At 70.4% G+C, this 17,802-nt stretch carries 14 protein-coding genes and 1 pseudogene; 9 read left to right on the forward strand and 6 right to left on the reverse strand.

The features are described 5' to 3' along the window. Positions 1–119 precede the first annotated feature (119 nt). A pseudogene (locus tag VIS07_14335) lies at positions 120–1,376 on the forward strand (MFS transporter). Between the two features lie 104 nt (positions 1,377–1,480). On the opposite strand, the gene glmU reads toward VIS07_14335, so the two are convergent. From glmU to VIS07_14350, 3 genes are read right to left on the reverse strand one after another with little or no spacing between them, the layout of a single operon-like run. Next, positions 1,481–2,917 (reverse strand): bifunctional UDP-N-acetylglucosamine diphosphorylase/glucosamine-1-phosphate N-acetyltransferase GlmU, encoded by a 1,437-nt coding sequence (gene glmU, locus VIS07_14340; GenBank protein HEY8516683.1) that lies wholly within the window; start codon positions 2,915–2,917, stop codon positions 1,481–1,483. Beyond that, positions 2,914–3,900, reverse strand: a complete 987-nt coding sequence (locus tag VIS07_14345; GenBank protein ID HEY8516684.1) for a BMP family protein — start codon at positions 3,898–3,900, stop codon at positions 2,914–2,916. Before VIS07_14345 ends, glmU begins: the two co-directional genes overlap by 4 nt. Continuing rightward, positions 3,897–4,376, reverse strand: coding sequence for a flavin reductase family protein (locus tag VIS07_14350; protein ID HEY8516685.1), 480 nt, complete (start codon positions 4,374–4,376; stop codon positions 3,897–3,899). Before VIS07_14350 ends, VIS07_14345 begins: the two co-directional genes overlap by 4 nt. A gap of 106 nt (positions 4,377–4,482) precedes the next feature. Here VIS07_14350 and VIS07_14355 point away from each other — a divergent pair, with 106 nt between their 5' ends. Then, the gene (locus VIS07_14355) at positions 4,483–5,070 is read left to right on the forward strand and encodes a L,D-transpeptidase (GenBank protein HEY8516686.1); all 588 of its coding nucleotides are present in this window, start codon (positions 4,483–4,485) and stop codon (positions 5,068–5,070) included. A gap of 182 nt (positions 5,071–5,252) precedes the next feature. Further along, positions 5,253–6,641, forward strand: a complete 1,389-nt coding sequence (locus VIS07_14360) for a glutamate--cysteine ligase (GenBank protein HEY8516687.1) — start codon at positions 5,253–5,255, stop codon at positions 6,639–6,641. A gap of 52 nt (positions 6,642–6,693) precedes the next feature. On the opposite strand, the gene VIS07_14365 is transcribed toward VIS07_14360, so the two are convergent. Next, complete coding sequence (locus tag VIS07_14365) at positions 6,694–7,128, reverse strand: hypothetical protein (GenBank protein ID HEY8516688.1); 435 nt, start codon at positions 7,126–7,128, stop codon at positions 6,694–6,696. 260 nt (positions 7,129–7,388) lie between these two features. Here VIS07_14365 and VIS07_14370 point away from each other — a divergent pair, with 260 nt between their 5' ends. Next, entirely contained in the window at positions 7,389–7,790 is a 402-nt protein-coding gene (locus VIS07_14370; protein HEY8516689.1) for a hypothetical protein, read from the forward strand. Positions 7,791–7,841: 51 nt separating this feature from the next. Here VIS07_14370 and VIS07_14375 read toward each other — a convergent pair whose 3' ends face one another. Both VIS07_14375 and VIS07_14380 read right to left on the reverse strand, forming a co-directional pair. Continuing rightward, positions 7,842–9,146 carry a L,D-transpeptidase family protein gene (locus VIS07_14375; GenBank protein HEY8516690.1) on the reverse strand — a complete coding sequence of 435 codons (1,305 nt, stop codon included), beginning with the start codon at positions 9,144–9,146 and terminating at the stop codon, positions 7,842–7,844. Positions 9,147–9,255: 109 nt separating this feature from the next. Next, the gene (locus tag VIS07_14380) at positions 9,256–10,464 is read right to left on the reverse strand and encodes a citrate/2-methylcitrate synthase (protein HEY8516691.1); all 1,209 of its coding nucleotides are present in this window, start codon (positions 10,462–10,464) and stop codon (positions 9,256–9,258) included. Between the two features lie 91 nt (positions 10,465–10,555). Here VIS07_14380 and VIS07_14385 point away from each other — a divergent pair, with 91 nt between their 5' ends. The 5 genes from VIS07_14385 (at position 10,556) to VIS07_14405 (ending at position 17,775) form a co-directional block, all read left to right on the forward strand. Further along, the gene (locus VIS07_14385) at positions 10,556–11,731 is read left to right on the forward strand and encodes a citrate/2-methylcitrate synthase (protein HEY8516692.1); all 1,176 of its coding nucleotides are present in this window, start codon (positions 10,556–10,558) and stop codon (positions 11,729–11,731) included. 110 nt (positions 11,732–11,841) lie between these two features. Beyond that, complete coding sequence (locus tag VIS07_14390) at positions 11,842–13,179, forward strand: D-alanyl-D-alanine carboxypeptidase family protein (GenBank protein HEY8516693.1); 1,338 nt, start codon at positions 11,842–11,844, stop codon at positions 13,177–13,179. 111 nt (positions 13,180–13,290) lie between these two features. Continuing rightward, the gene (locus tag VIS07_14395) at positions 13,291–15,303 is read left to right on the forward strand and encodes a TonB-dependent receptor (GenBank protein ID HEY8516694.1); all 2,013 of its coding nucleotides are present in this window, start codon (positions 13,291–13,293) and stop codon (positions 15,301–15,303) included. Beyond that, the gene (locus tag VIS07_14400) at positions 15,297–15,881 is read left to right on the forward strand and encodes a YfiR family protein (protein ID HEY8516695.1); all 585 of its coding nucleotides are present in this window, start codon (positions 15,297–15,299) and stop codon (positions 15,879–15,881) included. Before VIS07_14395 ends, VIS07_14400 begins: the two co-directional genes overlap by 7 nt. A gap of 1 nt (position 15,882) precedes the next feature. Then, positions 15,883–17,775: an ATP-binding protein gene (locus tag VIS07_14405; GenBank protein HEY8516696.1), complete on the forward strand. Its 1,893-nt coding sequence runs from the start codon at positions 15,883–15,885 to the stop codon at positions 17,773–17,775. Positions 17,776–17,802: the final 27 nt, after the last annotated feature.

Here is a 17,802-nt window from a genome sequence, read left to right on the forward strand (position 1 = left end):
TTTAGCGCCGCCCGCTAGAACTTCGCCGGCCGAGCAGGCGGAGCCAGCCGGGCGGGGCGCCTTCCGACGATCGTGGCGACGGCGCGGCTTGTTCCGGATCGCGCCGCGGCGCTAGACGAGCAGATTCCCCGCGCGCAGGAGGCGTCGTGACGCGGACCGAGCGGACATACTACGTGGTCGTCGCGCTCTGGAACCTGCCGGGCTGGTTCATGCACCCGGTCTACCCGATGTTCCTGCTGAGCCGCGGTCTCGACCTGTTCGAGATCAGCGCGATCTTCGCGATCTTCCAGATCTCGGTCTTCCTGTTCGAGGTTCCGACCGGGGCGGTCGCCGACCTCTACGGGCGCAAGGTCTCGTTCCTGCTGTCGTGCGTCGTGCGGACGGCGGCGTTCCTGCTCTACTCGGTCGCGCCGGGGTTCCTGGTCTGCGCGATCGCCGAGGTGATCGACGCGATCGGCGTGACGCTCGCGACCGGCGCGATCGACGCCTGGGCCGTCGACGGCGTCCGCGCCGAGGGCGACCGCCGCCCGGCGGATCGGATGTTCGCGCGCTCGCAGGCGATCATCCGCGCGGTCATGGTCGTGGGCGGGGTCGTCTGCGGCTATCTCGCCGACGGCTTCGGCTTCACGGTGACGTGGTTCGTCGCGGCGTCCTTCTTCGTCGTCACGTTCGTCTACGGGCTGCGGGCGATGTACGACGATCGGGGCGAGCGCCGCGCGATCGTCCGCGCCTCGCAGCGCTCGCTCGCCGGACAGGTCGGAGCGGGGCTCGTCGCGGTGCGCCAGCACCCCGTGCTGCGCATGCTGTGCCTGCTGTCGCTGCTCGGCGCCACCGCCATGATGCCCGTGCTGTTCACCTGGCCGCCGCACCTCGAGGCGCTCGGCGGCGGGGGACTCTGGGTGCTCGGCTGGTCCTGGGCGCTGCTCAACCTGGCTGCCGTGTGCGGCGCGCTCCTCGTGCCGCCGCTGCTGCGCCGGATGCGCCGGGAGTGGTTGCTGGCCGCGCTCACGCTCTGGCCGGCCGTGTTCCTGACGGCGGCGGCGCTCGCGACCTCGGCCGGACCGCTCCTGTGGTCGCTGCTGCTCTACGAGGCCGCCTGGGGCGCGCGGCAGCCGGTGGTCTCGGCATGGCTCAACGAGCACATCGGCAAGGAGCTCCGCGCGACGGTGATGTCGGTGCAGGGGATGTCGTTCATGCTCGGCGGCGGCCTCGGGGTGCTCGCCGTGGGCCTGGTGTCGAACCGCTTCGGCATCCCGCCCGCGTGGCTCTTGTGCGCGACGCTGTACGTCGCGCTGACGCCGCTCTACCTGCTGCTGGGCAGGATCGCGCGGCGCGACGAGACGGCGCAGCCGCCGCTCGCGGCGGCGGGCGGGTGATCGTCAGGAACGCCTGGCCGCACCGCCTGCGCATCAGCGCCACGCGCGTCTCACCCGCAGCGTGGCGGACGACCGCCCGCCGGCGTCGTGCGGCCGTGTGTCGTTCAGGACTTCGAGCCGCGCTCGCGCTGCTTGCGCTTGCGGAAGCCCTCGACCCAGCCGGCGCGGCGTTGGTCCGGCTTCGGGTTGAAGGCGAGCGCGCCCGGCTCGACGTCGTGGCGCACCGTGGTGCCGGTCGCGACGTAGGCGTCGTCGCCGATGCGCACCGGCGCCACGAGCTGGCTGTCGCTGCCGATCTGCACGCGGTCGCCGATCTCGGTGCGGTGCTTGTCGAAGCCGTCGTAGTTGCAGGTGATGGTGCCGGCGCCGATGTTGGCGTCGCGGCCGATCGTCGCGTCGCCCAGGTAGGCGAGGTGGTTCGCCTTGGTGCCGGCGCCGATCTCCGACTTCTTCACCTCGACGAAGTTGCCGATGTGCACGCGCTCGTGGAGGTGCGTGCCCGGACGGAGCTGCGCGAACGGTCCGATCACCGCCTCGGCGTCGATGCGCGACTCGGTGATCACGACCATCGGCTTCAGGTGCACGCGATCGCCGAGCACGGCATCCGTCAAGTACGCGCTGCCCTCGATCACGCAGTCGCGGCCGATCACGGTGCGACCGCAGAGCTGCACGACCGGTCCGATGACGGTGTCCGGACCGATGGTGACCGACGGCTCGACGTAGGCCGTGGCCGGATCGAGGAAGGTCACGCCCGCCGCCATGTGGCGCGCGATGGTCTCGCGGCGCAGCGTCGCCTCGAGCGCGGCGAGATCGGCGCGCGAGTTGATGCCCGCGACCTCGTTCGGATCGACCGGCTCGGTCACCACCGGAAGACCGCGCGCGACGGCCGCCGCGGCGACGTCCGTCAAGTAGTACTCGCCCTGCGCGTTCTCGGCGCGCAGCTCGCGCAGCGCGCTCTTCAGGAAGTCCGCCTCGACGCAGTAGATGCCCGGATTGGCCTCGCGGATCTGGCGCTGCTCGTCGGTCGCGTCGCGCTCCTCGACGATCGCCGCGAGCCGGCCTTGCTCGTCGCGGATGATGCGGCCGTAGCCGAACGGATTCTCGAGCACGGTGGTGAGGAGCGAGAGCGTCGCGCCCTGCTCGCGGTGGCGGCGCACCAGACGCTCGAGGGTCGCGGTGCGCAGCAGCGGCACGTCGCCGTAGAGGATGACGACGTCGCCCTCGAAATCCTCGAGCTCCGCCTCGCACGCGACGCGCACGGCGTGACCCGTGCCGCGCTGCTCGCGCTGCAGCGCGAAGCGGACGTCGAAGCCGGCGCACGCGGCCTGCACTCTTTCCGCCTGATGCCCGACCACGACGACGGTGCGCGCCGCGCCGAGCCCGCCGCTCGCGCTGAGCACGTGGCAGACGAGCGGTCGTCCGCCGAGCGCGTGCAGGACCTTCGCGTGCGCGGACTTCATCCGCGTGCCCTGCCCGGCCGCCAGGACGACGACGGCGAGCCGCGCATCGCTCCGTTCCGATCCGCTCGCTGCTGCGCTCATGAGCCCACCTTCAACGCTCCGCTCGCGATCTTGGCCTTGGCGTCGGCGACCCGCTGCGCGACCTCGGGCGGGATCCGGTCCGCGAGCTTGGGGTTGACCACGAAGTCGATCACGCCGTTCGCGAGCCCCTCCTCGACGACGCGACCGGTGAAGCGCTTCTCCTGCACTTCCTTCGCGATCTGGAGGAACGCCCGCGGGATGTCGATCACGGCGCTCGCGAGCACGGTGTCGGGCGCGACGTCGCTCTGGTCGCGGTTGGTGCCGAACGCGAACACGCCGTGGCTCTTCGCCGACTGGAAGACGCCGAGCCCGGCGGCGTCGGCGTTTTGCAGCACGAAGTCCGCGCCCTGCGCGATCAGCGCGTCGGTCGCCGCCTTGGCGGCGGCGACGTCCTCGAAGCTGCCGGTGTACGCCTCCGCGACGACGAAATCAGGCTTGACGCTGCGCGCGCCGGCGGTGAAGCCCTCGAACGTCGTGCGGATCACCGGCAGCTTGATGCCGCCGACGCAGCCGGCGCGTCCGGTCTTCGACATCGACGCCGCGACGACCCCGGCGAGGTACGTCGCCTGATCGAGGTGAAACGTGAGCGAGGCGACGTTGGGCGCCGACACGCTGCCCGAGCTCACGACGAACGCCGTCTGCGGAAACTCCTTGCCGACCTCGAGCGCCGGGTCCTGGAACTCGAAGCCGTGCCCGAACACCAGGTCGTAGCCCTGCGCCGCGTAGTCGCGGAAGCTCTGCACGAACTCGGTCGGCGTCTCGGCCTGCACGTTGCTCACCTCGGCGCCGAGCTCCTTCTTGATGAGCTGCAGCCCGTCGTAAGCGCTCGCGTTCCAGCCGCCGTCGCTGATCGGGCCGGGCGTCACGAGCGCGACGCGGAAGGGCTTCTCGCCGCTCGTCTGCTCGCTCGACTGGCAGCCCGGAACGAAGAGCGGCGCCAGCAGCGCGAGCAGCAGCGCGACGGCGCGCGTCGCGGTGCTCATGCGCTCAGGTTGCGGTAGCCGCCGCGGAAGTAGAGCAGCGGATCGCCGTCCGGAGCCGCACCGATGTCGACCGCCTCGCCGACGTAGATCGTGTGGTCGCCGGCGTCGAACGCGTGGCGGACGCGGCACTCGAGAAAGCCGATGGTGTCGTTCAGGATCGGCGCCCCGGTCTCGCCGAGGCGATAGCCGACGCCGGTGAACTTGTCGCCGCCCGACTTTGCGAAGCGGCGCGACAGCGTCTCCTGGTCCTTGCTCAGGATGTTGATCGCGAACACCCCCGAGGCGCCGAACGACGGATAGCTCTCGGAGCTCTTGTCGACGCAGACCAGAACCATGGGCGGATCGAGCGACACCGACGACACCGCGTTCGCGGTCAGCCCGGTGAGGCGCCCCGCGCCGTCGTGGGTCGTGACGATGGTGACGCCGGTCGCGAAGTGGCCCATGACGCGGCGGAACTCGAGCTGATCGACGGACATTCGCGGTCTCCTTCTGCGCCGCCTGTTCTACCTGCGTCCCTCGCGACCGACAACGCGCGCCGCGAGCGGCCGGACGCGCGCCGAGGCCGTGGTATACTCGCACGCCGTGTCGCGCATCAGCTCGTGGTCTCGGGCCGCCCTCGCCCTCTTCCTGCTGCTTTCGCTCGCTTCGCTCGGCTGCACGCAGACCGCGACGGCCCCGACCGTCACGCCCTACGGCGCCTCCGCGGGCGAGGACCGCGCGCCGCTCGAGTGGGCGAAGGACGAGCCGTACGCCGTCGTCGTGAGCCGCTCGTGCCGGACGCTGAGCGTCTACCAGTACGGGCAGTGGCTGCGGACGTACCACAACGTCTCGTTCGGCCGCGTCCCGGGCGTCAAGCTGTACGAGGGCGACAAGCGCACGCCGAACGGGCTCTACCGCATCGTCGGACGGCGTGAGCACCCGCGCTGGTCGCGCTTCCTGCTGCTCGACTACCCGAACCTCTCCGACATCGACGACCATCGGCGCGCGCTCGACGAGGGGCTCGCGCTCGGCGGTCCGGGCGGCGAGATCGGGATCCACGGCACCGACAAGCCGGACTTCAACAAGCTCGGCATCGACTGGACGTTCGGCTGCGTCGCGCTGATGAACGAGGACGTCGAGGATCTCTACGAGCTCGTTCCCGACGGAACGCTGGTCTTGATCGAGGATTGATCGGGCGGCGCTTCTTCGGTCGCCGGCCGTCCTCTGCTGCGATTGACGCTGGCCCGCGAGCGACGACGCGGTGCAGCGCGGGCGCGGTGCCGCTCCTTGTTTCAGGGCACCGCGGCTTCTAGTCTCCGCTCTTACTCAGCGCCGTGCGCAAGACGCGGCGACGCCCCGGCCCGAGAGGCGGAATGTCCGACTACATCGCTGACGAGACCGGTCCCGACGCCGCGCCGATCGAGAAGATCGATCAGCTGGTGGAGCACTTCGAGCGCGGCGCCAAGCCGCGCTCCGAGTTCCGCATCGGGACGGAGTACGAGAAGGTCGCGGTCGATCGCGCGACCGGCGCCGCGATCCCGTTCTCCGGCGAGCGCGGCGTCGAGGCGATCCTGCGTCGTCTCGCCGACCGCTACGGCTGGGAGCCGCAAGAGGAGGACGGCCGCATCATCGCGCTGTCGCGACCGCCGGGCGAGATGACGCTCGAGCCGGGTGGGCAGGTCGAGCTCTCCGGGCGACCCTGCGCGACGCTGCACGAGGCCGACGAGGAGCTCCGCGAGCACGTCCGCGAGGTGGTGAGCATCGCGGAGGAGCTCGACGTCGCGTTTCTCGGCCTCGGCATCCAGCCGTTCTCGACGGTCGACGAGATCGAGCAGGTGCCGAAGAAGCGCTACGCGATCATGGCGCCGTACATGCCGAAGGTCGGCACGCTCGGTCTGCGCATGATGAAGCAGACGGCGACGGTGCAGACCAACCTCGACTACGAGAGCGAGGCCGACGCGATGCAGAAGATGCGCGTCGCGACGGGGCTCGGTCCCATCCTGAACGCGCTGTTCGCGAACTCGCCGATCACCGACGGCAAGCCGAACGGCTACCTCTCGTATCGCGGTCACATCTGGACCGACACCGACAACGCGCGCTCGGGCATCCTGCCGTTCGTCTTCGAGCCGCGCGCGGGCTTCGTCGACTACGTCGAGTGGGCGCTCGACGTGCCGATGTACTTCGTCAAGCGCGGCAAGGACTACGTCGACCTGACCGGCATCCCGTTCCGCCGCTTCTGGAAGGAAGGCGCGAACGGGCTACGCGCGACGGTGGGCGACTTCGCGCTCCACCTCTCGACGCTCTTCCCCGAGGTGCGGCTCAAGACCTACATCGAGCTGCGCATGGTCGACAGCCAGCCGCCCGAGTCGATGCTCGGCCTGTCCGCGATCGCGAAGGGTGTGCTCTACGAGCCGGACTGCATGCAGGCGGCGTGGGACCTGGTGAAGGGCTGGAGCTTCGAGGAGCGCGTGCGCCTCAACCACGAGGTGCACCGCACCGCGATGGCGACCCCGGTGCGGCGCTACCGCGTGCAGGACCTCGCGCGCGAGCTGATCGACATCGCGGAGGAGGGGCTGCGCCGCCAGGACTGTCGCAACGCGCGCGGGGAGAACGAGACGATCTACCTCGAGCTCGCGCGCGAGTACGCGCGCAGCGGCAAGTCTCCGGCGGAGCGCGTGCTGGAGCGCTGGAGCCGCGGCTGGCGGCGCGACGCGGACGATCTGGTCGCGTTCACCGCGTACCGGATGCCGGCGGCCGCCTGAGCAGAGCTGCCGGCGGCTGCCCGATCGGAAAGACTTCGGAGCTCGGTGCGCGCTACTGCTGCGACACCGGCTTCATGAACTTCTGCGCCTCGACGTCGCCCGGCGTCACCGACTGATCCTCGAGGTTCACCTTCCACGACGCGCGACGGTTCGAGCTGCCTTCCTTCCAGGTGAGCTCGACGCGGTAGACCGGACCCTCGTCGTGCTTGGCGTTCCACGAGAACTCGCCGAGGTAGCCACCCTTCTCGCGCACCGCGTTGCCGAGCGCGATCGTCTGGTCGGCGAGGTTGTACTCCATGCCGGGGCCCTTGTACTTGCGCACGAGCTCGAGGGCCTCCTGCTCGCGTCCCTCCCACTGCACGCCGAGCTGATTGAAGATGAAGACGATGAAGGCGATGGTCCCGACGGCCAGGGCACCCCAGCCAATGATGGCGCCGACGTAGCTACCGCTCTTCTTCTCTGCGCTTGACGTGGTCGAATCGGCCATGATCGGTCGTCTCTCCTCGTTCGTGCTAGGGCGTCCGGTGCGTATAGCGCACGACTTCCAGCCGCGAAACTCGCACCGCGTCGCACGGACGAAGCATTAGTCAGTCTCATTTGTACGATGCAGGGAAATTCATTTGGTGCGCTCGCGGCACCCGCATTAACGTCCGCCGCGCCGGGGCTCCCGCCTGCAATGGGCGGGGGATGAATCCGCTGGGGAGGATGCGGTTCATGAATGGGAAGATGCGGGCACGTGCCTCCGGGATGCAGGATCGTTCGGGCGGGCTGTTCGAGCCGGACGTTCTGCTTCCGGGGCAGTTCTTTTCTTTCTTTCGCAAGGAGGCCGGATTCGATCGCGAGCGCCGTCTGATGCTGGCGGTGCTGGAGGACGCGATCGACTGCTTCCAGAAGTACGCGCACACCAACGACCTGCGCGGCCGTCAGCTGTTCATGGAGTCCTACGAGTGGATCATGTCGGACGACAAGCGCTGGCTGTTCTCCTTCGAGAACATCTGCCAGATCGTCGACATGAACCCGGATTACATCCGGCAGGGCTTGAACCGCTGGCGCGCGCAGCACGCCAAGAACGCGGCGGCGGGGACGTCGCCGGCGACGAGCGGAGAGACGGGCCGCGACAACGAGGCTTCTTCTTCGGCCGCCTGCTGACGGTCGTTGCGGCGTGGCGAGGGACGCCCCCTCGCCACGCCCACTCGTTCCTCAGTCCTCGGCGACCTCGGGCGTCCGCGAGCGCGGCACGATGATCTCGGTCGGTAGCAGCACCGGCTCGGCCGCCTGAGTCGGTCGCCGTGCGGACGGCACGGGCCGCGCGGGCGGCGGCGGCACGCGACCCGACGCGGGCTGCAAGCGCTCGTCCGCGAGGTCGTCGACCGCGGGCGCGACCTCGCGCGTGTCGGGCGGCGGCCGACGATCGATGGCGTCGCGCGGCGGCAGCGGCGCGCGCTCCGCGGACTGCGGTCGCTCGGGAAGCGACGGCAGCTCGACCTCGCGCGGACGCTCGCTGCTCGGCTCGTCGCCCAGCGTGACGTCGACCGGCATGCCGCTCTGCGCGAGCACCGCCTCGCGCAGCTTCTCCTCGTCCACCCGGTCGAGCAGCCCGCGCTGCTCGAGCATCCGGACGGTCTCGCGGTACATGCCGGGCTTCATCCCGTAGAGGTCCTTGTGGACCTCGACGAAGACGCGGCCGCCCGACATGCCGATCTTCACCGGCTGGTAGACGAAGACGCCGGGCGTCCCGACCGGCACCATCGGGAAGAGCTTCTCGATGTCCTCGGGGTAGAGGCGCACGCAGCCGTGGCTCACCAGCATGCCGACGCCCCACGGGATGTTGGTGCCGTGGATGCCGTACAGGTCGAGCGACAGCCGCATGCGGTACTTGCCGAGCGGGTTGTTCGGCGAGCCGCCCGGGATGACCTTCTCGCTGTAGCCCTTCTCGGCGATGCGCTCCTTGCGGATCGACTCGGGGATCACCCAGGTCGGGTTGACGGTCTTCTCGGTGACCTTGAACTTGCCGATCGGCGTCTTCCACTCCTCGCGCCCGAGGCCGACCGGGAAGGTGATCACCGAGCGCGGCGTGTTCTTGCCGTCGCCCCGGTAGTAGTAGAGGCGCATCTCGGGAACGTTGATCACGATCCCGTTGTAGGTGCCGTACGGCAGGATGAACTGCTGCGGCACGATCACCGGCTTGTCGAAGTGACCCGGGATCCACTCGTCGACGCCGGGGTTGGCGTCGACCAGCTCGTTGTAGCCGAGGTCGAAGAAGCGGGCGAGGTCGAAGAAGGTGTCGCCCTTCTCGGGCTGATAGACGAGCACCTCGCCGATCAGCGTGTCCTCGCTTTCCGGCGACGACGGCGAGGGCGGCGTGAAGGTGTACGTCTTCACCTCGCGCGGCCAGAAGTCCTCCTCGACCCACTGCCGGGCGAGGACTTCGGACGAGAGGCTCAGGTAGATCGCGGCCGCGAGCAGCGACCTCAGAACGGCGACGTTTCGGCGAAGCAATTGCACGCGGTGCCTACCTCCTCCACTCCACTCCGACGCAAGCAATCTATCGGCCGCTTGGGGGTGTGACAATGAATCGTGCCGCGCAGCGTTAGAGAATCCTCCCGCGCAAGGGCTAGCCCTGCGGCGGCTCGCCGGCGTAGCGGGCGCGCGGCCGGATCAGCCGTCCCTCCTGGTACTGCTCGAGGCCGTGCGCGATCCAGCCGACGGTGCGGCCGATGCCGAGGAGCGCGAGCGCGCTGCCCGGCGGCAGCTTGAGCGCGCGGCAGAGCGTCACCACCCCGAAGTCGACGTTCGGCGCTTGGCCCGTGAGGTCGCGGACCGCGTCGGCGAGCGCGGTCGCGAGCGCGACCTCGCGCGACCGTCCGCGACGCTCGATCAGAAGCTGCATCAGCAGCGCACCGCGCGGATCGCCCAGCGGGTAGAGCGGGTGGCCGAAGCCCGGCACCGCCTCGCCGCGTCGTAGCCGCGCCTCGACCGCGCGGCGCGCGCCCGAGGGATCGCCCGCTTCCTCGAGCAGCGCCTCTGCGCGCTCGCAGGCGCCGCCGTGCTTGGTCCCCTGCAGGGCGGCGAGGCCGGCGAGCACCAGCGCGTACGGCGTCGAGCCCGCGGACGCGACGCAGCGAGCGGTGAAGCTGGACGGGTTGATGCCGTTGTCCGCGTACAGAACGAGCGCCGCGCGCAGCAGGAAGCGGTCGTCGGCGCTCGGCGCCGACCAGCCACGCTGCAGCACGAGCGCGATCTCGTCGCGCGAAGGACGCGCGCCGACCGCGGCCGCGGCGAGCGCGCGCACGATCTTCGCGCCGGTGCGCTGCACCGAGGCGGGGCGCGTGTCGTACGCGGCGGGATCGCGTGCGGCGAGCAGCGGCAGCAGCACCTCGAACGCCTCGAGCGACGGCAGCCCCGCGACGAGCTTGCACCAGGACTTCCACTCCTGCGCGGGCACCTCGATCGTGTCTCCCGGTAGCGACGCGTCGACGTCGCCCATCCACAGCAGCGCCGCCACCTGCTCGAGCGTGCAGCCGACCGCGAGCGTGCAGACGTCGCGACCGCGGTAGTAGAGCCGCCCGTCGCGGATCACGGAGAGACGCGACTCGATCGCGGGCAGCCCCTGGTGCAGCGCCTCCTCCGCGGCGCGCGCCGGATCGCGCCGCTGCTCCTTGCGCTGCTTGAGCAGCCACACGTCCTCGGCGGCGTACCAGCGGCGTCGCGTACCGGGCTCGGGACGCGAGCGCACGAGGCCGCGGCTCACGTAGGCATAGAGCGTCGGCAGGCTGACGCCGAGCTCCTCGGCCGCCTGCGCCGCCGTCAGATGGCCCTGCACGAGCCTCTCCTCCCATTTCTTGATCGTCGCGTCAATATTGATTCACGATTCAATCTTGACGCAACATGATCAATCCATCATCTCCGTCCGCATGGAGACGATCGCACGAGGCCTCGCGGGGGTGGTCGCGCTCGCGACCGGCATCAGCCGCGTCGACGGGGAGCGCGGCGAGCTGACGATCGGGGGCTACCCGGTCGAGGAGCTCGCGCCGCACGCGACCTACGAGGAGGCGCTGTTCCTCCTCTGGCACGGACGTCTGCCGACCGCGGCGGAGACCGAGGAGATGCACCACGAGCTGGCGTCGCGCCGCTGGCTGCCGGCGGCCACGGTCTCGCTGCTGGCGGCGGCGGCGAGCCGCGGCGTGCCGACGATGGACGCGCTGCGGCTCGGCGTCGACACGCTGCAGCTCGAGGGGACGCCGGGACCCGGAGATCGCGAGGGCAACCTGCGGCACGCGCTCGGCGTGGTGGCGCGCGTGCCGACGATCGTCGCCGCGTACACGCGGCTGCGCGCCGGCCTCGCGCCGATCACGCCGGATCCGCACCTGCGGCACGCGGCGTCCTACCTGCACATGCTGCGTGGCGAAATTCCGCACCCCGAGGTCGTGCGCGCGCTCGAGACCTACCTCGTCACCGTGATCGACCACGGCCTCAGCGCGTCGACCTTCGCCGCGCGCGTCGTGGTGAGCACGCGCTCGGACGTGATCTCCGCGGTCGTCGGTGCGCTCGGCGCCTTCAAGGGGCCGCTGCATGGCGGCGCACCTGGGCCTGCACTCGACATGCTGTTCCGCATCCGCGAGCGCGCCGCGAATTCTGGACGCTCGCTCGCCGAGGAAGCGCGCGCGTGGGCGCGCGAGGCGGTCGCGGCCGGCGAGCGCCTGATGGGCTTCGGACACCGCGTGTACGCGGTGCGCGACCCGCGTGCGGTCGTGCTCGCCGATGCCGCGCGCAGGCTCTTCGCGCGCGGCGGCGACGCCAGGCTCTACGAGGACGCTCGCGTCGTCGAGGAAGCGATCCTCGAGGTCCTGCGCGAGCTCAAGCCGGGGCGCCGCATCGAGACCAACGTCGAGTTCTACACCGCGCTGCTGCTACACGGCGTCGGGCTCGACGCGGAGCTGTTCACGCCGACTTTCGCCGTGTCGCGCGTCGGCGGCTGGGCGGCGCACGTCCTCGAGCAGATCGCCGACGACACGCTGATCCGGCCGAGCGCCGCCTACGTCGGACGCGAGCAAGCCCGCTGGCTGCCGGTCTCGGAGCGCGCCGTGTAGCACCTCCTGCGCTCGCCCTTTTGCTCTCTCCGTCCGGCGATTTACCTTTTCACTCGCTCGGCGCTGGGCTATAAACCGCGCTTTCGCGGTCGTGGTGGAGGAGAGAGAGCATGAGGGTATGGGGGCGCACCGTTGACTTCGGCTTAGCGCTGGCCGCGGCGCTCCTTCTCCTCCTCGTGCGTCCTGCGAGCGCGGAGCCGGAACCTCCGCGCATCACCGCGCGGGCGGCCGTCGTGATCGACGCGAACACCGGCCGGATCCTCTGGGAGCGGGACGCGAGTCGTCCGCTGCCGCCCGCCAGCACGACCAAGATCATGACCACGGTGCTCGCGCTCGAGTCGGGCCGGCTCGACCGCAGCTTCGTGGTGAGCCCGCTCGCCGCGGCGCAGGTGCCGACCAAGCTCGGCCTGCGACCCGGCCAGCGCGTGCAGCTCGAGGACCTGGTCTACGCGCTCATGCTGAAGTCGGCGAACGACGCGTCCGTGGTCGTCGCCGAAGGGCTCGCGGGCAGCGTCGAGGAGTTCGCGGCGCTGATGAACGAGCGCGCACGCGAGATCGGCGCCCTCAATACAACATTTCGCAATCCGCACGGTCTGCCGGACGACCAGCACCTGACGAGCGCCTACGACATGGCGCTCATCCTGCGGCACGCGCTCACCGTGCCCGGGTTCCGCGAGATCGCTGGCACGCGTACGAAGGTCATCCAGGTGACCGACACCAAGGTCCGGCCGATCTCGCTGTACAGCAAGAACCGTCTGCTGTCGGGCTACTTCGTGCCGGTGCTCGGCAAGACCGGCTACACGCGCGCCGCGGGCCGCTGCTTCGCCGGCGCCGCGGAGCTGAACGGCCGCAGGATCATCACCGTCGTGTTCGGCGCGAGCGACATGTGGGGCGACACGCGTCGCCTGATGGAGTACGGCTTCTCCTCGTTCGAGGACACCGCGCCGACCGTGCAGGCCGCGCTCGAGCAGCAGCGGCGTGCGCAGGCGACGGCCGTCGCGCGCAAGTCGAGCAAGCCGACCAAGAGCAACACCAAGAGCCGCACGACGACGGTCGCGAGCAAGAGCAAGAAGCGTCCACCCGTGAAGCAGGCGGTGGCGCGCAAGAGCTCGCCCTCGAGCAGCAAGAAGGCGAGCGTCCAGACGCCGCGCAAGCAGACGACCAAGTCCGCGACGGCGTCCGCCTCGCGACCGAGCTCGGTGAAGCCCGCCACGGCGTCGTCCTCGAAGCCGCGCTCGACCAAGCCGGCGTCGGTGTCGTCGGCGCGCACCGGCTCGAGCAAGTCCGCGACGGCGTCGTCGAAGCGCGCGAGCTCGACCAAGGTCGTCAAGGCGTCGTCGTCGCGCTCGAGCTCGACCAAGGCCGTCAAGGCGTCCTCGTCGCGCTCGAGCTCGAGCAGCCGAAGCATCCAGCAGGCGAAGCTCGACGCCGCGCGCGCCCGTCGCTGAAGCCGCGGCTCTCGCTCACAATCCTAAAATTCGCGAGCGGGCTGCCCGGTGCTGGGCGTCGGCCAACCATCTTGACCTCGGCTTCGCGCTTGCCATAGGTCTTTCGGCCGGGTGGGTCGCTGGTCCACGTCGACGCCGAAGCCGTCGCTGCTCGCGCCGTTGCTCTTCGCCCTGGCGAGCGTTCTCACGGTCGCCGTCGCGGCGCACGGCCAGGAGGTCGCCCTCGACGAGGACGCGAGCCCGACCGACCTGACGGAGCTCACGCTCGAGGAGCTCATGGACATCGAGGTGACCTCGGTGTCCCGCAAGGCGGAGAAGCGCAGCGAGGCGGCTGCGGCCGTCTACGTCCTGACCGCCGAGGACATCCGCCGCGCCGGCGTGACCAACATCCCGGACGCGCTGCGGCTCGTGCCGGGCGTCCAGGTCGCGCAGATCACCTCGAACCAGTGGGCCGTCGGGATCCGCGGATTCGCGAGCCGGCTCGCACGCTCGGTGCTGGTGCTGATCGACGGGCGGAGCGTCTACGACCCGCTGTTCGCTGGCACGTACTGGGAGGTGCAGGACACGCTGCTCGACGACGTCGAGCGCATCGAGGTGATCCGCGGTCCGGGCGGCGCCGTGTGGGGCGCGAACGCGGTCAACGGCGTGATCAACATCATCACCAAGAACGCGCGCGACACGCAGGGCGCCTTCGTCACGGCGGGCGGCGGCAACTACGAGCGCGGCTTCGCCGGCGTCCGCTACGGCGACCGCCTGGGCGAGAATTTCTACTACCGCGGCTATGCGGAGTTTCTCGACCGCGCGCCCGGCTTCAATCCGACCGGCAACGACTTCGACGGCTGGTGGTTCGCGCAGCAGGGGTTCCGCATCGACTGGCTCGTGTCGCCGAGCGACACGCTGCAGATCCAGGGCGACGCCTACCTCGGCGAGCTCGGCCAGCGCATCGGCATCTTCGAGCGCGAGCCGCCGTTCGCGCGCATCGCGGAGGAGGACGCCAAGGTCTCGGGCGCCAACCTGCTCGCGCGCTGGGGGCGGACGCTGAGCGCGACCTCCGAGCTCGCGCTGCAGGTGTACTACGACAACACGTACCGCCGAGAGCCGAACTTCGCCGAGACCCGCAACACCTTCGACGTCGACTTCCAGCACCGTCTCGCGCTGCCGTGGCGCCAGGATCTGCAGTGGGGAGTCGAGTACCGCTTGACGGTGGACGACACCGGCGCGGTGCCCGGCGTCGAGTTCGTCCCGAGGTCGCGCAGCGACAACCTGTTCAGCGCGTTCCTGCAGGACGAGATCGAGCTGTTCGAGGGTTTGCGCTTGACGGTGGGCTCGAAGTTCGAGCACAACGACTACAGCGGCTTCGAGGTCCAGCCCAACGTCCGGCTGCTGTGGATTCCCGACGCTCGACAGAACATCTGGGCAGCGATCTCGCGCGCGGTTCGCACGCCGTCGCGCGTCGAGCACGACCTCGTCCTTCTCTCCCCGAGCGGTGACGTGATCGGCGCGCTCGTCGGCGACCGCAGCTTCGATTCGGAGAAGGTGATCGCCTACGAGGTCGGCTACCGGGTGCAGGCGGCGCCGTCGGTGTTCGTCGGCGTTTCCGCCTTCATCAACGACTACGACGACCTGCTCACCTTCGACCTCGCGGCACCTTACGTCATCGACGACATGCCGCTGATCGTGCCGTTGATCTTCCGCAACGGCCTGCACGGCGAGGCCTACGGCGTCGAGGTGACCGCGGACGCCGAGCCGATCGAGCGCCTGCGCATCAGCGCCGCGTACTCCTACTTGATCCTCGACCTGCACGGCGATCCCGACCGCCTCGCCGACCAATTCCTCGTCGTGTTCACCGACGGCTCGAGCCCGGAGCACCAGTTCAACGTCCGCTCGACCTGGATCGTGCCGGAGATCGGCGAGTTCGACGGCGTGCTGCGCTACGTCGACCGCCTTCCGGCGCAGAACGTCGACAGCTACGTCGGGCTCGACCTGCGCTTCTCGCGTCGGGTCGCGGACGGCCTCGAGCTGTCGCTCGTCGGACGCAACCTGGTCGACGCGCACCACCGAGAGTTCGCCGGCGGCACCGAGGTGGAGCGCAGCGGCTACCTGCAGGTGCGCGCGTGGTGGTGACGCGGTCCGACGGCAGTCGCGTCTCGCGCTGCGCGCGCTCGCTCGCGGCGCTGCTGCTGCTCTGCGCCATGCTCTTCCCCGGGCTCGGGCAGAGTGCGCAGCCGGCGCGCGAAGAGGACGTCAAGGCGGCGTTCCTCTACAACTTCGCGAAGTTCGTCGAGTGGCCGCACGACATGGTCGCGCAGCGCGGCTCGATCGACGTCTGCGTGCTCGGCGACGACCGGCTGCACGAGGCGCTCGAGCGCACCCTGCGCGGCAAGGTCGTGCGCGAGAAGCCGATCGGTCCAAGGCGTCTCGACTCCGCGGAGCAAAGTGGGAACTGCCACCTGCTCTTCGTCTCGAGCGACCACCTCCACGACATGCCGGTGATCGTCGACCTCGTCGAGCGCCACCACGTGCTGCTGGTCGGCGAGGGCGAGCACTTCCTCGACTACGGCGGCGCGATCGCGTTTCGCGTCGAAAACAACCGCCTGCGCTTCGACGTCGACGACGACGCGGCCGCGCGCGCCGGGCTCAAGCTCAGCTCGCAGCTTCTCAAGGTCGCCCGTCACGTGACGCGCAAGGACGGAGGTCGCTGACGTGCGCTTCCGCGACCTGCCGATCCGCCGCAAGCTGCTGCTCTTCAACCTCGCGACCAGCGCCGTCGCACTCGCCCTCGTCTGCACGGCCTTCGTGGTCTACGAGGTCGACGGCTACCGCCGCGAGGTCCTGCAGCGGCTCGGAACCGAAGCGGATCTCGTCAGCTACAACATTGCGTCCGCGGTGCTGTTCGACGACGAGGAGGCGGCGAGCGCCACGCTCGGCGCCTTCCGTGCCGACCCGCTCGTGCTCGGCGCCGCGGTCTACGACGAGAGCGGCGCGTCGATCGTGCGCTTCTCGGTGCCTGGCGTCGCGCCACCGGCGCTGGAAGAAAAGATGCGTCTCAAGACGGCCGGCCACGCGTTCACGGACGGGCGGCTCGTCGTCTACCGAGCGATCCAGGACGAGGGCCACCGGATCGGGACGCTGGTCGTGCTCGGCGACCTCAGCGAGATCAACCAGCGCCTGCTGTACTTCGTCGCGATCGCGGCCGCGGTGTTCGTCGGCGCGATCCTCGCGGCGCTCGCGATCTCGTGGCGCGCGCAGCGCGCGATCTCGCAGCCGATCCTGCACCTCGTGCAGACGGCGCGCGTCGTCTCGGCGCAGCGCGACTACTCGGTGCGCGCGCGCGCCGAGAGCGAGGACGAGATCGGGCTCCTTATCCGCACGTTCAACGACATGCTCGCGCAGATCCAGCAGCGCGACGACGAGCTCGCCGCAGCGCGCGACCAGGCGGAGAGCGCCAACCGCGCGAAGGACGAGTTCCTCGCCGTGCTGTCGCACGAGCTGCGGACGCCGCTCACCCCGATCCTCGCCTGGAGCAGCCTGCTGCGTCAGGGACGGCTCGATCCGGCCGCGGTGCGGCGTGCGGTCGACATCATCGATCGCAACGCGCGCGTGCAGGCGCAGCTCATCAACGACCTGCTCGACGTGTCGCGGATCGTGTCGGGCAAGATGAAGCTCGACGTGCGCCCGGTCGACCTCGGCGCCGTGGCGGAGGCGGCGGTCGAGGCGATCCGTCCGACGGCGGCGGCGAAGAGCGTCGAGGTCGTGACGTCGCTCGATCCGACGGCGGCTCCGGTCGCCGGCGACGCCGCGCGCCTGCAGCAGATCCTCTCGAACCTGCTGTCGAACGCCGTCAAGTTCACGCCCGAGGGCGGCGTGGTGTCGATCGCGCTCGAGCAGGTCGGCGACCGGGTCGAGGTGGCCGTCACCGACACCGGCGAGGGGATCGATCGCGCCTTCCTGCCGCACGTCTTCGAGCGCTTCCGTCAGCAGGACGCGACCTCGACGCGCGCGCACGGTGGCCTCGGTCTGGGCCTGTCGATCGTGCGACACTTGACGGAGCTGCACGGCGGCAGCGTCGCGGTCGAGAGCGAGGGGCCGGGGCGCGGCTCGACCTTCCGCGTCTCCTTCCCGGTCGCGCAGCCGCGGCCGACGCGCGCGCTGCGCGCGGAAGGACCGGTGCGACGCGAGCGCACGCCGATCGTGTCGCCGGGGCTGCGCGTCCTGCTGGTCGACGACGACCCCGACACGCTCGAGACCGTCGGCACCGTGCTCTCGACCGCGGGCGCCGAGGTGCGCACCGCGGCCTCGGCGGAGGAGGCGACGAGCGTGTTCGAGCGCTGGATCCCCGACGTGCTGGTCTCCGACATCGGCATGCCGGGCGAGGACGGCTACAGCCTGATCCGGCGCTTGCGCTCGCTGCCGCACGAGCGCGGCGGCGGCGTGCCGGCGGTCGCGCTCACCGCGTACGCGCGCAGCGAGGACCGCGCCAAGCTGCTCGCCGCGGGCTTCCAGACGCACCTCGCGAAGCCGGTCGAGCAGGACGAGCTGGTGGCGGTGATCAACCGTCTCGCGGGCGCGGCGGCCGAGCGCTCGCGCCAGGCCTGACGGGCGAGGCGAGCGTCGCGGACGCGT

It is taken from the genome of Candidatus Binatia bacterium, assembly GCA_036563615.1.
Lineage (GTDB): Bacteria > Desulfobacterota > Binatia > UBA12015 > UBA12015 > DATCMB01.